The sequence below is a fragment of the Halalkalicoccus paucihalophilus genome (assembly GCF_001593955.1).
GTDB lineage: Archaea > Halobacteriota > Halobacteria > Halobacteriales > Halalkalicoccaceae > Halalkalicoccus > Halalkalicoccus paucihalophilus.
The window spans coordinates 140,233-156,724 of the sequence record NZ_LTAZ01000013.1; the positions used below are offsets into that span (position 1 = coordinate 140,233).

General features: G+C 55.7%; 10 protein-coding genes and 1 pseudogene. 5 read left to right on the top strand and 6 right to left on the bottom strand.

The window, feature by feature from the left end:
* Positions 1–138: 138 nt before the first annotated feature.
* Both HAPAU_RS16065 and HAPAU_RS16070 read right to left on the bottom strand, forming a co-directional pair.
* The gene (locus HAPAU_RS16065; RefSeq protein ID WP_066384879.1) at positions 139–444 is read right to left on the bottom strand and encodes a hypothetical protein; all 306 of its coding nucleotides are present in this window, start codon (positions 442–444) and stop codon (positions 139–141) included.
* 1,171 nt (positions 445–1,615) lie between these two features.
* On the bottom strand, positions 1,616–2,278 hold the full coding sequence (locus HAPAU_RS16070) for a helix-turn-helix domain-containing protein (RefSeq protein ID WP_066384881.1): 663 nt from the start codon (positions 2,276–2,278) through the stop codon (positions 1,616–1,618).
* A gap of 640 nt (positions 2,279–2,918) precedes the next feature.
* Between HAPAU_RS16070 and HAPAU_RS20205 the strand changes: the two genes are divergently transcribed.
* The 4 genes and pseudogenes from HAPAU_RS20205 to HAPAU_RS16075 all read left to right on the top strand — a co-directional run bounded on the left by HAPAU_RS20205 (position 2,919) and on the right by HAPAU_RS16075 (position 9,029).
* Entirely contained in the window at positions 2,919–3,116 is a 198-nt protein-coding gene (locus HAPAU_RS20205) for an AbrB/MazE/SpoVT family DNA-binding domain-containing protein (protein ID WP_084383825.1), read from the top strand.
* Between the two features lie 643 nt (positions 3,117–3,759).
* Positions 3,760–4,098 carry a cupin domain-containing protein gene (locus HAPAU_RS20210; RefSeq protein WP_084383826.1) on the top strand — a complete coding sequence of 113 codons (339 nt, stop codon included), beginning with the start codon at positions 3,760–3,762 and terminating at the stop codon, positions 4,096–4,098.
* Positions 4,099–4,547: 449 nt separating this feature from the next.
* A pseudogene (locus tag HAPAU_RS23235) lies at positions 4,548–5,064 on the top strand (IS6 family transposase); the annotation flags it as partial.
* 896 nt (positions 5,065–5,960) lie between these two features.
* On the top strand, positions 5,961–9,029 hold the full coding sequence (locus tag HAPAU_RS16075) for an FAD-binding and (Fe-S)-binding domain-containing protein (protein WP_066384883.1): 3,069 nt from the start codon (positions 5,961–5,963) through the stop codon (positions 9,027–9,029).
* A 121-nt stretch (positions 9,030–9,150) separates the two neighbouring features.
* On the opposite strand, the gene HAPAU_RS16080 is transcribed toward HAPAU_RS16075, so the two are convergent.
* A complete protein-coding gene (locus tag HAPAU_RS16080; protein WP_066384885.1) occupies positions 9,151–10,338 on the bottom strand; it encodes a threonine synthase in 1,188 nt (395 codons plus the stop codon).
* Positions 10,339–10,437: 99 nt separating this feature from the next.
* On the opposite strand from HAPAU_RS16080, the gene gfo6 reads away from it, so the two are divergent.
* On the top strand, positions 10,438–11,523 hold the full coding sequence (gene gfo6 / locus HAPAU_RS16085; protein ID WP_066384887.1) for a D-xylose 1-dehydrogenase Gfo6: 1,086 nt from the start codon (positions 10,438–10,440) through the stop codon (positions 11,521–11,523).
* Positions 11,524–12,103: 580 nt separating this feature from the next.
* Here gfo6 and HAPAU_RS16090 read toward each other — a convergent pair.
* The 3 genes from HAPAU_RS16090 to HAPAU_RS16100 form a co-directional block, all read right to left on the bottom strand.
* The gene (locus HAPAU_RS16090; RefSeq protein WP_066384889.1) at positions 12,104–12,334 is read right to left on the bottom strand and encodes a hypothetical protein; all 231 of its coding nucleotides are present in this window, start codon (positions 12,332–12,334) and stop codon (positions 12,104–12,106) included.
* Positions 12,335–12,419: 85 nt separating this feature from the next.
* Positions 12,420–14,822: an alpha-xylosidase gene (yicI, locus tag HAPAU_RS16095; protein ID WP_084383827.1), complete on the bottom strand. Its 2,403-nt coding sequence runs from the start codon at positions 14,820–14,822 to the stop codon at positions 12,420–12,422.
* 126 nt (positions 14,823–14,948) lie between these two features.
* Positions 14,949–16,409, bottom strand: a complete 1,461-nt coding sequence (locus HAPAU_RS16100) for an aldehyde dehydrogenase family protein (RefSeq protein WP_211263609.1) — start codon at positions 16,407–16,409, stop codon at positions 14,949–14,951.
* Positions 16,410–16,492 lie beyond the last annotated feature (83 nt).

Genomic DNA, 16,492 nt, shown 5'->3' on the forward strand with positions numbered 1-16,492 from the left:
TCGCCCTAAAGGGCAAGGAAAGATGGCGTACGGTTCGTTCCTCAATCGAGGATACAACCAGCCAACTCCACGAAACGAGGGTAGTCTCTAAACGGCAGCTCAGACCGTTATCGGCTTTGCTTCGCCTCAAATTCTCTGTTAGAGGTTACTCTCGACATGATCGTTGAGTTTCATTGCATCAAGCCTCTCAGCAAGCGTCGTCAGTCGTTCGTCGAGATGACTGACAAACTCTTCCGTTCGTTCGGTTGTAACTGCTCCCTGCTCGGATGGCTCAATGAGCTCATCTTCTTCGAGAACTCTGAGTGAATAACGCACTTTGTGATGGTCATATTCCCCCTGGTTCGATAGTTTCATGATTCCGATCGGCTCATCTTCGATGACTCTTAGTAGAATATCTATATGACGGTCCATCAGTTCAACTTCTTCCTCCAATTGGTCAATCATTGGTTCGTTCCTACGCTACGCAAAACTATAGTGTTTGGTGTTTTCTCTTATTTTTAATGAGAATCTATTGCTCCGGGCGGATTCACAGGAGTTTATCTGGGTATCTATTGGAGCGGAACGTCATTACCATTGGTCTCAGTTGGTAGTGAGAGATATCGCGCAAACAAATATAGAATGAATAGAGATTACTCTTTTTCTCAAGGTATATTCCCCAAACTACTCCTCAGCCGAAAAAAGAGACAGAAATGAAGAAGTCATAGCCAATTGTTTAGCGATACGTCAAAAAGAGGAGGAAAATACATTATTGTGAACAGTGTGAGTGGCAAACACAAACTGATAGAAATCGAAACTTACGCGAGATGAACGCAACCTCCAAGTAATCATGCATCATTGCAAAACTGGCCATACGATACGCCAGCAAGCGGCAACACTGTGAGACAGAGATAGTATCCCAATCTTATACGCTTATCTGCATTTCTGAATCAGTGGACTAGTTCTGCATTCATTGTCGGATAGTTCTCACTCCGACACACGCTGGTATCACATTGACCGAAAACGATCTGCCGATAGTAGTTTATCTGTCAACCTAATCCTTTCTGAGTCTCATTATTACAAGCGTATTGATGTTCGTGTAGTGTCGCTATTAATAAACACCATCCATAATGTCATTCCACCTTAATCTTGTGGTGAGGGGTGATTCGTTTGTCTTGGTCCGTAAACTACCCCACCCTGCTCAGCCTTGCGACCTCGCTGAAGACGGGGCTTTCTGTTTCTACGACGTGCTTTGCAGGAACGAATTAGTTCCCGTAGGGAACGCAGTCTCTGCAGGCAGTGAATCGGGGTGAGCCACTCTTGCGTGATCGAGTGGTGAAATATTATTAGGTGGCGAAGCAAAAATGTCATCTTACAGACACAGACGAGCTCTATAAACAGTGGTTTGGGTAATTCCCTCTCAAAATCGGATCTTATAATGGACATAGTACTTCCAAATTAAAGTGATTTATCAATCGAAATACCGCAACTTGAACGTCCTTCGTAATTTCGGCAGAATCGACAACAGCGAAGGATCCTCCTCGCGTTCGGACTTGTAGTCAAGCATTCATAGGAATTCTCTCCACGCTACACCATACTTCGATTCTACCGTTGATCATGCGAGTTTTTCCAAAGAAGATTACTCTTCGTTCACATCTCTGCCCGAGATAAGTGTTGATTCAACGAGATGGGCTGTAGCACGTCTAAGCTGCTCGGATATCGCTTGGTGAGACAATTCCTGTTGCTCAGAAAATTCTGATAGGGAAATAGACCGTGGGACGTTGAAATAACCTGCTTCAAAGGCCGCGATCATGGTATCGCGCTGCTTGTCTGTGAGTCCGTGTTTGATGTGCCGGGTATCGTCTGAGGAATAAACCGATTGAACATTAAATCGCAGGCCGGCTTCTTGTGCAGAATCATGTGCTTGAGAGAGAGACTTCCGATCGGGAAACAACACACGGAGATCCCACCCCTCATCGGACCCGGTTGCAGTAATGATTGTCCCCTGATGATCAGTGAGCAACTGGATAATGAAATCAACTGAACCAGTCCATACCATCTGGTATGAACGCTCATTATCGGCTTCGGATAACTGAGTCATAGCCTCGAGAGTGGGATCATCCTCAAATGCCGCTTCGAGTGCATCAAAGTCATCGGCCCGTACCCACACATAGGGAGTAATCCGGCTAGGGTCATCAGCAACGACCCGCTCGATTTCTATTTGTATTCCCGGAAGCGTCCTCAATGTGTGTTCAAGTGCGAAATCCTTGGTTGAAAGCTTAAATTCGATAATCGCGGCCATACAGGTACAAGGTGAGGAAGACTTATAGTCTTGGTGACAGCAAACCGCCCTGTAGCTTGGAGTCAATAATAGAGGCCATACCTGGGGAGAAGTTAAGACACCAGACTCAGTAATTACTCTATGCTTTCCGAGGACATCGCCCAGTTCACTATCAAGTCCATTCAAGTACTCTCAGAGGATGAAACTGTTGACAATGACCTAGTCCTTCACTAACTGATGAGCAGCTATTAGAAATGTACGAACAGAGAAACGCTCACGTCGCCTCGACGAGCGTGCTATCTCTCTTCAATGTCGCGGCGAACTAGGAACATACGCACCCGCAATTGGGCAGGAGGCGGCACAGGTCGGTAGCACATTTGCTATGGAATAGAACATCCTGAACATACTCAGAGAACACCCACTATGAATGAATGTACTGAACACAACCAATGAAGACATCCAGTGAACATTCTTAATGAACACCGCTAATAGGGCAGGTCGAATAAGAGAGAAAACAGAGTAAGAAGGCCTCTAACCGGGACAGTCATAACCAACTAATAGCTGCGAAGGAAGGGGCTTTGTTGGTTAAATTGCCGTCACCTCCTGGAATCATGCTGAGGGTACGGAACAGTTACACCGATTCCCAACGATAAGCGGGACTATGCTAAAAGTAGATTCGACAGGGCGGATTGTGCTTCCCCAAGAGATACGCGAACGGCTCGGAATCTCACCTGGAACGTTAGTCGAAGTTCACGAAGAAGAAAGAGTAGTAGTCAAACCCGAAGACAAGCCAGAGCAAATCCTGAGCCGAATAGATCAAGTCAACTACCCCGGCGTGAACGCCGGGGCTTGTCGGTGAACTCCCGTCAAGTCGAAAGGCGGCGGACGTAAACTCGTCACTCACGGAGGTTGCGACCGACGGTAGGACGACCCTCGAGCGTTCAGCGGCCAGTGCGTCCGCTCAGGAACAGCATGGCAATGAACGGCCAGCGAACTGCGACTGCCTCCCGACGTTTGAGGAACTTCCGTGCTGGCCATGCTATCGTGAGGGGTTCCGCATACCGAATCCAAACGTCGAGGCTGATACCGAGGACTAAAACGGGTCTCGGTGGTTGAATCGCTCGCGAACAAATACGACATTAGTATTTGATCGATGAAGCAAGCGCGATTAACGGACGGCGACTGGACTTCCTCGGCGACTGAGAGCCATTCAGCGCCCACTCAGGATGATGAGAGCAACGTGAGTGGTGAGAGTCCTCCGGCCACGAAAGCGGCACTGTGCGAATGCGCGGCGATCCATGCTGGTGAGGTGGCGGCCGAGCACTTTCCGGAACTACCCGTCGAAGCTATCGACTGGGGTGAGAACGCTGTCGAGAGTCGAACGCTAGACCATTCTATGTGTATAAAACAATATTAAACAATTACCTATCGACATTTTTGAAATGATGGAGTGGTACTAGCCTTACTTATTTATACTATTATAACATATAGACGGGAATAGCATGCAATACACCAAATTTGATGATGCAGACACCGAAAATCCAGCCGAAGGTTGGCGACGAACAGGTTTAATGAGTCGTGACACGGTTTCGGTAGACTGGTTTGAAAAACCGCCGGGTCATCAGTCCGAACAACATAATCACGAAAACGAGCAGATTTTCGTTATCCTCAGTGGAGAATTCATCCTTCATACAGAAGAGGAATCAGTGGTGCTTAACCAATATGACACGGCATGGGTGGATGGGTGGGAGGAGCATTGGAGTGAAAATCCAGGAAATGAACCAACAACTGGGTTAAACATCTTCGCGCCCGGTCGGGAGTTTCCCTACTGGTCTACATAACTATACAATCCAGATGGCTATTCATTCACATCATTTAATTGTGTTGCTTTATTTAATAGAGTATTCACGGGATGGATTGAACTCTGCATTGACTTCTCCGTCTACTAGCAACCTATCGATATGAGTCTTCATTTCACGCGTTGTTGGTTCCTCATCAGGCATCGGCGCGTCATCAAATCAGCCATGATATGACAATTATAGTATATTATTGTTGTTTTTAGAAGGAACGAGCAGGTACTGAGTACTGTCTGGTTCAGGGAGTTTGAGGACCGAACAGGTCGTAGTGAGTGGTACTCATAACACTCGCAATCTACTCAGAAAACATTAGACGTAATTGTGATGAGGTTTGTGGGAACGAGCGCATCTGAACATCAAATAGGTGTTGGGATGTGCCTCAATTCAAGGGGGTTATCGCTATACGGGAGATCGTTGCGGTGCTGGACTGATTTGGGGTGGATCGTTCCCACAATGCGGTTTGGAACTTGGACGCACAAGCTTTCCGACGCCCAGAGCGACCCGCGACGGCACCACCGTCGCGGGTCGCGGTTGACGAAACCGCTATCAAGATCAACGCCAAGTAGTCTTGATTGTATATTGCAATAGACATCGGGTCAAAGTTGATCTCGATGTCCCATTGTTTGGTTGGCACGGCACTAGTCCGGCAGCTGTATTCCTCTTTAAACTCCGAGAAAAACACGATCTCTCGGACACTAAGTTTTTCATCGATTAATTCGGCTACCAGACTTCTGTCTCGCGGTTAGAACTGAGCAATTGGGTTAACTATACTGATTGAATCCTCATCGAAATGTGATTTCATACCCACATAATGCGAGTTGACCGCTTCCATAATTTATGGGAGAATATTAGGTGAACGTTCGCGGGTGTATTGAAAAGTTTACGCATTATTGCAACTGTCAGAGACCATATCAAGATCTTGATGGAAAAGCGTTAGTCGGGAAGATCTAGAACTAGATAGTACCGTCTGTCAATATTTTTCGAGTAATTATCACTCTATGAATATATTACCAATGCTTTAATAGTCAATAATAACATAAGAAGGTTGATTTACATCAATACTATTGTAATTCAAACACCCGACTTACGTTTGCGTATCGAGAACGACTATTCCTCAATTTCATTTAAAGCCAAGCGAATCCGTAAAATCTGTTCTCAGCTTGAGAACATTACCTGACTTGGGCAGCGTTTACCTCAATCACATTAGAGGTGTGCTAGACCCTCAAAGCGATCTCGTCATTTAAGTGTGGTTCCTGCATGCGACTGGTTGGCCCAGCTACACTGACTACTTTGATCAACTCTTCTTGTTGGTTGATTACCGGCGCAGCAACACACTAGAGACCCTTGAAGATCTCTTTAATCGAACGCAATCTTCTCATCCACTTCATTTGCTATTTCGGTCACGCCCGCCTCATTCAGTTCACGGGGTATATTGATAATATTACATGATGTTTCTACTGCTTGCACGATCCAACGCTCGTCCCTGTTCATCTGGAGGTCATTCATATACCAAAGTATACAAAGAAGGTATAAGATCGTTTGCACTGTACAAACACCGTTCTTGACTCATTCAACCTCTGTACTATCCTTATTCGGCCTATGCTGCCTGTACTAAGTGATAAGGTACCGAATATAGTCGTTAATCGTGTTTGCGATATAACGAAGACCCCGAAATTGAGAGATGCATTTGCCGATTTCTAATCGGGAAGACGGTAGAACGAGACTACAAAAAAATAATTACTTGTCTGAAACGACCATATGCTCTTCAGGCGCTTCTCCTCGTCAAATTTGATTCGGCGAGAGACCCAAAAGCCAAAGACGAGTCATCCCATAGCAGGTACTAATTGATGACACCTACCAATACCGGGAAGGAAGACGACAGTACAGCACTTGACGACCGGTCGAACTACGACTACGTCGGCGACGATGTTGAGTACCCCGACCTAGTCGCTGACCTCCGCGAGCGAATCGACGGCGAAGTGCGTTTCGATGTCTATACACGGCAGTTGTACGCTACTGACGCCTCCGCCTACGAGGTGACTCCCATTGGCGTGATTTTTCCGCGAACTACGGCGGAAATCGCCTCGGTGGTCAGATACTGCGCTGATCGAGAGATTCCAGTGCTCCCCCGCGGCGGCGGAACAAGCCTCGCGGGGCAGACTGTCAACGAGGCTATCGTCCTCGATTTCACGAGACACATGGACGACGTACTCGAGACCGATACCGACGCCCGGATTGCCCGCGTCCAGGCCGGAACGGTCCTTGAGGACCTGAACCGGCAACTCGCTGCCGACAATCTGAAGTTCGCACCAGATCCCGCCTCGGGTAACCGGAGCGTGATCGGCGGCGCTATCGGCAACAACTCGACCGGGGCCCACTCCCTAAAGTACGGCAAAACGGACGCCTACATTGAATCCTGCGAGGTCGTCCTTGCCGACGGCACCGTCGAGACCCTCGGAGAGATCGAGGTCACAGAGCTTCGGAACCTAGCGGATCCCGCCGCCGCGGCACTCTTGCCGCGCATCTACGCAGGCGTTCTCACGATCATCGACGACCACGCCGAAGATATTGAGGCGCGGTACCCGGCGCTCAAGCGCAACGTCTCCGGCTATAACCTCGACCGACTACTTGAGGAAGCCGCGACCGGGACAGTGAACCTCGCTCGCCTGCTCGCTGGCAGCGAGGGAACGCTAGCCATCGTTACCGAGGCGACGGTTACCCTCGAATCCGTTCCCGAAACGAAGGCTATCGCGCTCCTGACCTACGAGCGACTGCACGATGCCGTCTCCGACGTCGAACCCGTCCTCGAACACGACCCCGCAGCGGTCGAACTCATCGACGACATGCTGCTCGAGCTGGCGAGCAAGACGGCTGAGTTCGCGGAGGTGGTCTCGATACTACCCGACGAGACGAACGCGGCGTTGCTCGTGGAGTTCTACGCGAGTGACGACCGGGAGGGGAGAGAGAAGGTCGCGAGGTTGGTCGAGGATCGGGTTCGATCCAGCGAGAGGAATCAGAAGCGAACCGACGACGAAATGCGATCCGGTTGGAGCGGACGCGAGGCGGGTGCCCTTGAGGCCCTTGAGGCCCACGAGGCAGACAAGCGGGCGACATTCTGGAAGATGCGCAAGGCCGCGAACCCAATCTTGCTCTCGCGCACCTCCGATGCCAAACACATCAGCTTTATCGAGGACTGCGCCGTTCCCGCCGAGCACCTGCCAGAATTCGTCGACCGGTTCCAGGACGTCCTCGAGAAGGCCGGGACGTTCGCCTCGTTTTACGGTCACGCCGGGCCCGGCGTGTTGCACATTCGTCCGCTCATCGATTCGAAATCGGCACGAGATCGGGAGGCGATGGTGGCTATCTCGGACGCCGTAACCGACCTCGTGGTCGAGTTCGGCGGAGCGGTTTCGGGCGAACACGGCGACGGGCGCGCGCGCACCCAATGGAATCGCAAACTGTACGGCGAGGACCTCTGGCAGGCATTTCGCGATCTGAAGACAGCGTTCGACCCCGACTGGCTCCTGAACCCTGGGCAGGTCTGTGGCGATATCGACATGACCGAGAACCTACGATTCGACAGCGAGTACGAGTTCGACCTTGAGTTCGAGCCCACCCTCGAGTGGGATAACGAGAACGGCATGCAGGGTATGGTTGAACTCTGTCACGGCTGTGGTGGCTGTCGCGGGACCGAAGAGAACACAGGTGGGGTGATGTGTCCGACCTACCGTGCTGCAGACGAGGAAATTACAACCACGCGAGGGCGGGCAAACATGCTCCGACAGGCGATAAGTGGTGACTTGCCGGATGATCCGACCGACGAGGAATTCGCCACCGAAGTACTCGACCTCTGTATCGGCTGTAAGGGTTGTACGAAAGATTGTCCGAGCGAGGTTGACATGGCCAAGCTCAAGGCCGAGGTGAGCCATGCTCGCCACCAACGGGAGGGAGCCAGCCTTCGGGACAGGCTGTTCGCCAACGTCGATACGCTTGCAAGTCTCGGAAGTGCGACCGCGCCGCTCTCGAACGTCCTCCCCGCTCTGCCGGGTGCTCGCCGCGTCGCGGAACAAGTGCTCGGCATCGCCAGCGAGAGAACGCTACCAACGTTCGAACGGGAGACGCTCAAAGACTGGTTTCAAGCGCGCGAGGGCTCTCGAGTTCCCCGCTCGGCGGCCGACCGTCACGCGATTCTATTCCCAGATACATATACGAACTACAGCCACCCCGAGGTCGGTCGGGCCGCAGTTCGAGTGCTTGAGGCCGCTGGAATCCACGTCGCACTCGCTGACCAGACCGATAGCGGTCGCCCCGCTCACTCGAAGGGGTTTCTTGAGCAGTCCCGGGCGACAGCCGCAGAGAACGTCGACGCGCTCGTCCCGCGCGTCAACGAGGGATGGGACATCGTTCTAATCGAGCCCTCTGACGCCGTCATGTTCCAGTCGGACTACCTCGACTTGCTTTCGGGGATGGCCGTCGAAACCGTCGCCGACAACACCTACGGGGCGTGTGAGTATCTCGATACGTTCAGACTGGACGAAACTATCGACTTCGATTCGTCCCCGGTAGCGCTCTCGTATCATGGACATTGCCACCAGAAGGCAACCATGAAGGATCACCACGCGGTCGGTGTTCTTCGTCGGGCGGGATACAACGTCGATCCGATCGACTCGACGTGCTGTGGCATGGCCGGAACCTTCGGCTACGAGGCAGAACACCACGCGATGAGTACGACTATCGGTGAGATCCTTGAGGGACAACTCGGTGAGAGCACCGGAGAACTCGTCGTCGCACCTGGTGCGTCCTGTCGAACCCAACTCGAAGATCTTGATGTCGACACAAACCACGACCTACTCTCGGCCAATGGAGAGGGGACGCTCACGCCAATCCAAGCGCTCGCGGACGCGCTCCCGCGGTAATGGGTAGTCGATATCTCGACCGGTCAATCGATTGTAGGATCGCATCGCACCCGTGTACTCGACTTGAGCGACGGTCGCATTCAAGCGGGTTACTGGTGTCGACGAAACCGACCATACCGCGTCAGTCCAGCGCGTAGCTCAGGGCATTGGTGGCCTTGTTTCCCGCTCCGGTGTTGATAATGAGAATTTCGTCATCCTCGTCCAGTTTGCCATCCTCGGCCATTTGCATGGCCGCCGCTAAAGCCGCACCGGGTTCGACACACATCTCGATGCCAGCGTGTCGCGCGGCCGCCAGTGCACCCTCGAGGGCCTCGCTATCGGAGACGGCGACGCCGGTGCCGCCGGTCTCGTAGACGGCCTCGAGTATCCAGGGCGAGGCGCCGGGATCCGGAACTTCGATCCCGCGGCCGATAGACTCGGGACAGTCCCAGGCTTCGTGTTCGTCGCGGTGTTCCTCGATGGCTTGGACGACCGGCGCACAGCCTGTCGATTGGGCGACGTGGAGGCTGGGCGGCGTCTCATCCTCGAGCCAGCCCATCTCGGCGAGTTCCTGGTAGGCCTTCCAAATGCCGATCAGGCCGACGCCGCCGCCGGTTGGGTAGAAGATCTCGTCGGGGCTATCCCAGTCGTATTGCTCGAAGATCTCCAGCCCCATCGTCTTCTTGCCTTCGTGTCTGAACGGCGTCTGGAAGGTCGCGACCGTGTACCAGCCGTTGTCGTCACGCAGCTCGCCGAATGTGCCGCCAGCCTTGTCGAGTTTCCCGTCGGCGAGATGGAGGTCCGCCCCGTGAGCCTCGACCATCGTCTTCTGAATATCGTTCGATTGATAGTTGAGGACGACGGTGCAGTCGATACCCGCTCGAGCGGTGTACGCAGAGGCGGCCTGCCCGGCGTTGCCAGCCGACGGGATGGCGACCTCCGGGATGCCCTGCTGGCAAGCCCCGGAGACTGAGGCCGACGCTCCGCGGTCTTTGAACGTGTTCGTCGGGTTCTGTCCCTCGTCCTTAATCGCAACGCGGGCGACGCCCATCTCCTCGGCGAGTTTCGGACACTCCACAATGGGGGTGTTTCCCTCGCCCATCGAGACGATGTCGTCCGTATCGAGGATGGGAAGGAGTTCGCGGTACTTCCACATCGACCCGTTCCGGGATTCGATCTCGTCACGGGAGACCTCGACGTCGTGGTAGTCGTACTGCGGGTCGAGGATGCCCCCGCATTCCGGGCAGGGAAACTCGGTGTGCTCTAAGTCGTAGGTCGAGCCACAGTCGTAGCACTCGAAGTGGCTGACAACGCTGTTCGTTTGAGTCACAGTATCATAGTCGAATCCGTCGTATCATGTAAAAAAGGTTCTGGTCGAGACGATTTCCGCCGCCTAGAATTTAATAGAGCGCGTTCAGTGGGTGTAGGCATGGACCTCGAGACAGCAATTGGTAACGGCTGTGCGCGCGACTGGGAGACGGTCGACCCGAAGGACATCGATCCGGTTCGATTCGCGGTGATCGGACTCGGCTGGTTTACCAAAGGACGGGCGTTGCCTGCCCTCGAGGCAAGCGAGCGGTGCGTTCCCTCGGTGCTGGTCAGCGGCTCCGCCGGGAAAGCGCAGACGCTCGCCGACGACACGGACGGAGCGATCCGCGGGATCACGTACGACCAGTTCCACGACGGCGTCGCCAGCGACGCCTACGACGCGGTTTATATCGTCACCCCGAACGCCCTCCACCTTGAGTACGTCGAGACCGCCGCCGCTCAGGGCAAGCACGTCCTCTGTGAGAAGCCGATGGAGCGCTCAAGCGAGCGCGCCCGCGAACTCGAGAGCGTCGCCACTAGCGCGGGTGTCGAGTTGATGATCGCCTACCGGATGCACACCGAACCCGCCGTTCGCCGGGCCCGCGAACTCGTTGAGGACGGCTACGTCGGGACGCCGATGGCCGTCGACGGCGAGATGTCACAGCGCCTGCTCGACCGAATCAACCCCGACCCGGACCAGTGGCGACTCAACGAGGAGCTCGCGGGCGGCGGCGCACTCTTCGACATCGGTATTTATCCCCTCAACACCGCTCGCTTCCTTCTCAACATGGATCCGGTCGCGGTCACGGGGACCACTTCAAGCACCCACGACGCGTTCGACGATGTCGACGAGACGGTTTCGTTCGCACTCCGGTTCCCCAACAGCGTGACCGGGCGGTGTTACGCCAGCCACAACGCCCGTCAGGCCAGTTCGATCACGGTAACGGGAACGGAGGGACAGGTCCGCGTCGAACCCGCGTTTTTCCAGGACCAGCGCCGTACCCTCCACGTCTCACGCGGGGACGGGCGCGCCTCGATTGAACTCGATCCAGTCGATCAGATGCTTGAGGAGTTCGATTACTTTGCCGACCGGGTACGCGGGAGCGCGGAACTGTACCCGGACGGCGAGCACGGAATCGATGACATGGAAATCATGGAGACGATCTACGAGGGGGCGGAGGGAGGGCGGTGGATCTCGCTCAAGTGACGGAAAAGGTTCGATGCCGTAGTCTGGGACCCCGACCTAAACGTCCGTGAATCCCTGGTGGAATACAACGAGTTTCTCTTGCGAGAAGTGTTCGGCCGCGTACTTGATTCCCTCCTTTCCGATTGTGAAGTCCTTAATCCGCCGTAGGACATGTGGTCCGCCCGGATCCCACGGAGTATATTAATGTTGACACCGCCGACGTCGATCTTATTACTCACGATATACTTGACGCTCATCTCGTCGTCTCCGTCTGATTCTTTCTCCGTGATGAGTACCTTCACCTCCCTGTGTTTCGAGACATGCAGCTTCTTCGTCCAGATGTGGTCCACGTCGCCGTTGACGGTGCGTGGCTGCGTGGTGATGCGCTGGTATCCTCGACGTCTACGTCCACGAACCGAATGTGTCGACGCGGAATCTTCACTTGAAATTCTGAGACCGACTGAACGCGGTGTCAAGATCTTCTACGAACACAACCGTCTCCTAGGTGTCCTGATAGCACGCACTGTATATGAGGAGACGCAAAAATTTGAGCAGGTGGTCCACTATGAGGGCACATCGCGATCAGGCCTTCCTGAGGCCGTCACATCACCGTAGCCACCATGGCTACGAAGACGAACGGTTTCAACCCACTGTCTTCGAGTTCGTCGACGAGCGTGCGGAGGATTACAGGCATATCGTGGATCTCCTTGGAGCCGGCGGTGATGCCGACCTCCAAACCGGGTGCAAGGACAGTGATCTCCTCAATCTCGGCCAGTGCGTTCGCGGCCGCCGTCCGCAGATCGTCGGTCCTCGGGGGACCGCGATCGTGCACGGCGCGCGCAAACAGGGAAAGTCTTCCGGGTCGATGTCGTTGACGGCTCCGAGCGCATCGGAATCGGGCGATTGGAACATCAATTTTACCTTGGATTTACGTGAACGGTCTCCGCTTCGGCGTCGTAGCTCCATTTGCCCTCTCCAGGAGCCCCGTCGACGTGTTCGCAGTTCGCCCCGTTCGTACGGACGGCGTCCGGTACGCGCTCGACATCAACGATTTTGACTTGGAAGATTTGCGTTCTCTCTCCGGAGTCGATCGAGATATCTATTTCTCCCTCAAGAATCGAGCAGCCGACGTCCACGAACTCGTCACAATCCTCGTCGTAGAAGTCGAAAGACGTCTGCGTATCGCCGCGCGCTGCCGGCGTGACCCTGAGCGTCACTTCATCTGGAGTCCCCTCCTCGACCGTTTGGGAGCTCTCGTGCAGCGGAAGGACGCTCTCTGCTCGTACGAACAGCGGCATCTGGTCCAGCGGAACCTCCCGGCGCAGCGTCTGTCCGCCGTCGTACCGCTCACCGGTCCAGTAGTCGGCCCAGTCGTCGCCGTCTGGGAGGTAGATGTCGACGCGACCAGACTCATCGAAGACCGGTGCGACGAGCAACTCCTCGCCAAGGAGGTACTGGAGGTCAACATCGCTGACGGACGGGTCATTCTGATACTCGAGCACGAGCGGACGGACCACTGGTAGCCCCGTTTCGCGGGCGGCGGCTGCGTACGAGTAGAGGTACGACAACAGCCGATACCGGAGTCGAGCGAACTTCTTGAAGATCCGGACGGCCTCCTCACCGAATGCCCACGGTTCGCGCGGCGTCGTCCCGTGACAGCGGGCGTGACTCGATAGCAGACCGAACTGCGACCAGCGAACGTACACCTCCTCCGACGGTGTCCCCCGGAATCCGCCGATATCGTGGCTCCAGAACGGGAAGCCCGACAGCGAGAGACTCAGTCCGCCGCGAAGTGCGGAGGCCATCCCACTGAAGGAGGTCTGGGCGTCCCCGCCCCAGTACATCGGGAATCGTTGATTCCCGATCCAGGCCGACCGTCCCCACACGAGCGCCTCGTCCCGGCCGTTGACGTCCGCGATCGCCTCGTAGACCGCCTCGTTGTACAGGAAAGGATAGAAGTTGTGCATCGGTTTGCCGGTTAACCCATTAGCAAACGCCGCGTCGGCCGGGATCCCCTCCCCGTAATCTGTCTTGAATACGTCGACGCCCATCTCGACCAGCCGGCGGTGCTTGTCCTTCCACCACTCGACCGCGTCGGGATGCGTGAAGTCGACGATGGCGCCCCGATAGTCGCCTTGGCAGAGGTTGTCCATGACGTACGGCGACCCGGTCCCGTCCGTGACGAAGTAGCCGCCCTCGCGACCCTCCTCGAATGCCGTCGAGCCAACGGGAACGTATGGGTGTTCCCACAGCGAGAGGTGGAACCCCTCCTCACGTAACTTTTCGATCATTCCCTCCGGATCAGGGAACTGATTGGTATCCCATTCGAGGTCACAGGAGCGGAAGTCTCGCATCCAGAACGGATCTAGATGGACGACGTCACAGGGGATTTCTCGGTCGCGGAGTTCGGCCGTGATCTCTTCGAGGTGTTCCCTGGATTCGTATCCCAGTCGCGACATCCAGACGCCGAAACTCCACTTTGGCGGCATATCGACGCGACCGCTCATCACCGTGTACTCCTGGAGAATCTCCTTGAACGAAGGGTCGCAAAAGAACACGAACGCGAACGTGTCGTCGTGCACGTTGATCGTGGCGCTGGCCGTCGTTGTCTTCCCGAGATCGTACTCGACTTTGTTCGTCGTGTCGACCAAGAGGCCGTATCCTCTCGTCGAGAGGTGAAATGGAACGTTCTTGTAGGAGTTCTCCGTTTCGGTCCCGTACGGTTCGACCGTCCAGGACGTGATTTCCCGGCCGCGCTTGTTGAACTCGACGAACTTCTCGCCGAGACCGTACACGCCTTCATCGGGTGCCAGGTCCAACGCCGTGCCGGTCGTCGCAACCTTGTCGGGACCGGCGTCGTCGACGACCTCACTGAATCCCAGTGGCTCGACGCGGAGGTCGCCGTGGACGTCGATGTCCTCGCGCTGTTCCTCGAAAAGAATAGTCCCGTCTGGTTCGGTCACCGCGAACGACCACTCCTCGAGTCCGATGACGACGCGCAGAGCCGATGTCTCGACGCGTAGTTCACCGTTCGTCTCGGTAACATCGAGTTCGATGTCGTCACGGATCGCGGCCTCGTTGAGGTCGTTCAGCGTTTCGGTCGCTCCCACTTCGGGATTCGCCCGGAACTCGAACCGGAAGGTCGATGGGTTGTAAAATTCTAGAGTGACGGGGACCGTCCGCCCTCCGGCGCCCTCGTTGGCGTTTTCCCGATACTTCCAGTCGGTCGCCGTGAACTCATCGTCGATACAGCAATCGAGCGTCACGGAATCGGACGTGTATGCGTAGTCAGCTACACCCACGACTGTTGTTCTCTGCATGTTCAGTTTCGTACATCCCACCGATTTATAGCTTGCGTGTAATTCGCGCTCATCTCGGTTACGTTTACGGAGCCGAAAGCAGCGCACGAAAGTTGGGGTGACCAGCTTCTATCGCGGGCGCCGGCCTCAGGCGTTCTTGCCGGCGTGGAAGCCGACGATTTTCTCGCGGGTGAAGTGCTCGACGGCGTATTTGATCCCCTCCTTGCCTTTGCCGGAGTCTTTGAACCCGCCGTAGGGCATGTGGTCGGTCCGGAACCCTGAGACGGTGTTGACGTTGACGCCGCCGGCGTCGATTTCGTTGGCAGCGCGCTTGGCGCGGTCGATGTCCTGCGTGAAGATGCCCGCTTCCAGGCCGTACTCGGTGTTGTTGGCCTGTTCGATCGCCTCATCGAAGTCCGCGACGGTGATGACTGGCACCAGCGGCCCGAACACCTCCTCGGCGGCAGCAGGCATCTCTGGGGTAACTCCCGACAGCACTGTGGGCTCGAACTTGCGGCCCTCGTAGTCGCCGCCGCACTCGACGGTCGCGCCAGCCGCGACGGTCTCCTCGAAAATGCGCTGGACTTTCTCGGCGGCGTCGTCGTCGATCAGCGCGGCGATGTCGGTCTCCTCATCGAACGGGTCACCCGGCGTGAGCGTCTGGGCCTGCCCGACTAATGCGGCGACGAGTTCGTCTTCAACGGTCTTGTGGACGAGTACGCGCTCGACGCTGTTGCAGACCTGGCCGGCGTTCGAGCAGGCCCCACCGATCAGTTGTACGGCAGCTTCCTTAACGTCGGCGTCCTCCCAGACGATCGTGGGGTCGTTGCCGCCCAGCTCAAGGGTGACCTCCTTCATGCCGCTGTTGTTGGCAATGTACTTGCCGACGGCCGTCGAGCCGGTAAAGGAGATGGCTTCGACCTCCTCAGATTCCAGGAAGACGTCGCCGACGGTGCTCCCGCTCCCGGTGACGACATTCACGAGCCCGTCAGGGGCGCCGACCTCCTCGGCGGCCTGATCGAGGTACTCGAACAGACGGATCGACACCAGTGGCGTGTTCGTCGCTGGCTTGCCGACGACAGCGTTGCCGGCCGCCAGCGCGGGGCCGATCTTATGGACCATCAGGTTCAGCGGGAAGTTAAACGGCGTGACCGCTGCGACAACCCCTAACGGCTCGCGCTGGGTGAACGCGTGAGTGCGGTCAAACCCACGCTGGGCATCCATCGGGACGTACTCACCGAACATCCGTTTTGCCTCCTCGCCCGACAGTCGTAGAGTCTGGATCGCCCGGTCGACTTCGCCGCGGGCTTCGGTGATAGGCTTGCCCTGCTCGGCGGTCATCAGCTGGGCCATCTCTTCGACCTCTTTCTCCAGAAGTTCGGCGGTGCGATAGAGCAGTTCGTACCGCTCGTAAGCCGACAGTTCAGAGGCCTCGGCGGCCCGGTCGGCGGCGGCGACCGCCTGCTGGACCTGCTGTTCGGAAGCAATTGGAACTGAGCCGACGACCTCACCGTCGTAGGGATGGACCACGTCGGCGCGCTCGTCGGCGTCGATCCACTCGCCGTTAACGAGCATCTTCTCGTCGTGAATTTCGATTTCGACGCTCATAGTGTTCGATCGAGACATGTTTCGCCGATTCTCATAAACGTTTGTATCTGCCGTGTTTTCGAAATGAACCAAAATCGAATCGC

Bases quoted from the DNA above. Each gene is read 5' to 3' on its own strand.
- HAPAU_RS16075 (WP_066384883.1), top strand. From the start codon at position 5,961: ATGACACCTACCAATACCGGGAAGGAAGACGACAGTACAGCACTTGAC.
- HAPAU_RS16100 (WP_211263609.1), bottom strand. From the start codon at position 16,409: ATGAGCGTCGAAATCGAAATTCACGACGAGAAGATGCTCGTTAACGGC.
- gfo6 (WP_066384887.1), top strand. From the start codon at position 10,438: ATGGACCTCGAGACAGCAATTGGTAACGGCTGTGCGCGCGACTGGGAG.
- yicI (WP_084383827.1), bottom strand. From the start codon at position 14,822: ATGCAGAGAACAACAGTCGTGGGTGTAGCTGACTACGCATACACGTCC.
- HAPAU_RS16065 (WP_066384879.1), bottom strand. From the start codon at position 444: ATGATTGACCAATTGGAGGAAGAAGTTGAACTGATGGACCGTCATATA.
- HAPAU_RS20205 (WP_084383825.1), top strand. From the start codon at position 2,919: ATGCTAAAAGTAGATTCGACAGGGCGGATTGTGCTTCCCCAAGAGATA.
- HAPAU_RS20210 (WP_084383826.1), top strand. From the start codon at position 3,760: ATGCAATACACCAAATTTGATGATGCAGACACCGAAAATCCAGCCGAA.
- HAPAU_RS16070 (WP_066384881.1), bottom strand. From the start codon at position 2,278: ATGGCCGCGATTATCGAATTTAAGCTTTCAACCAAGGATTTCGCACTT.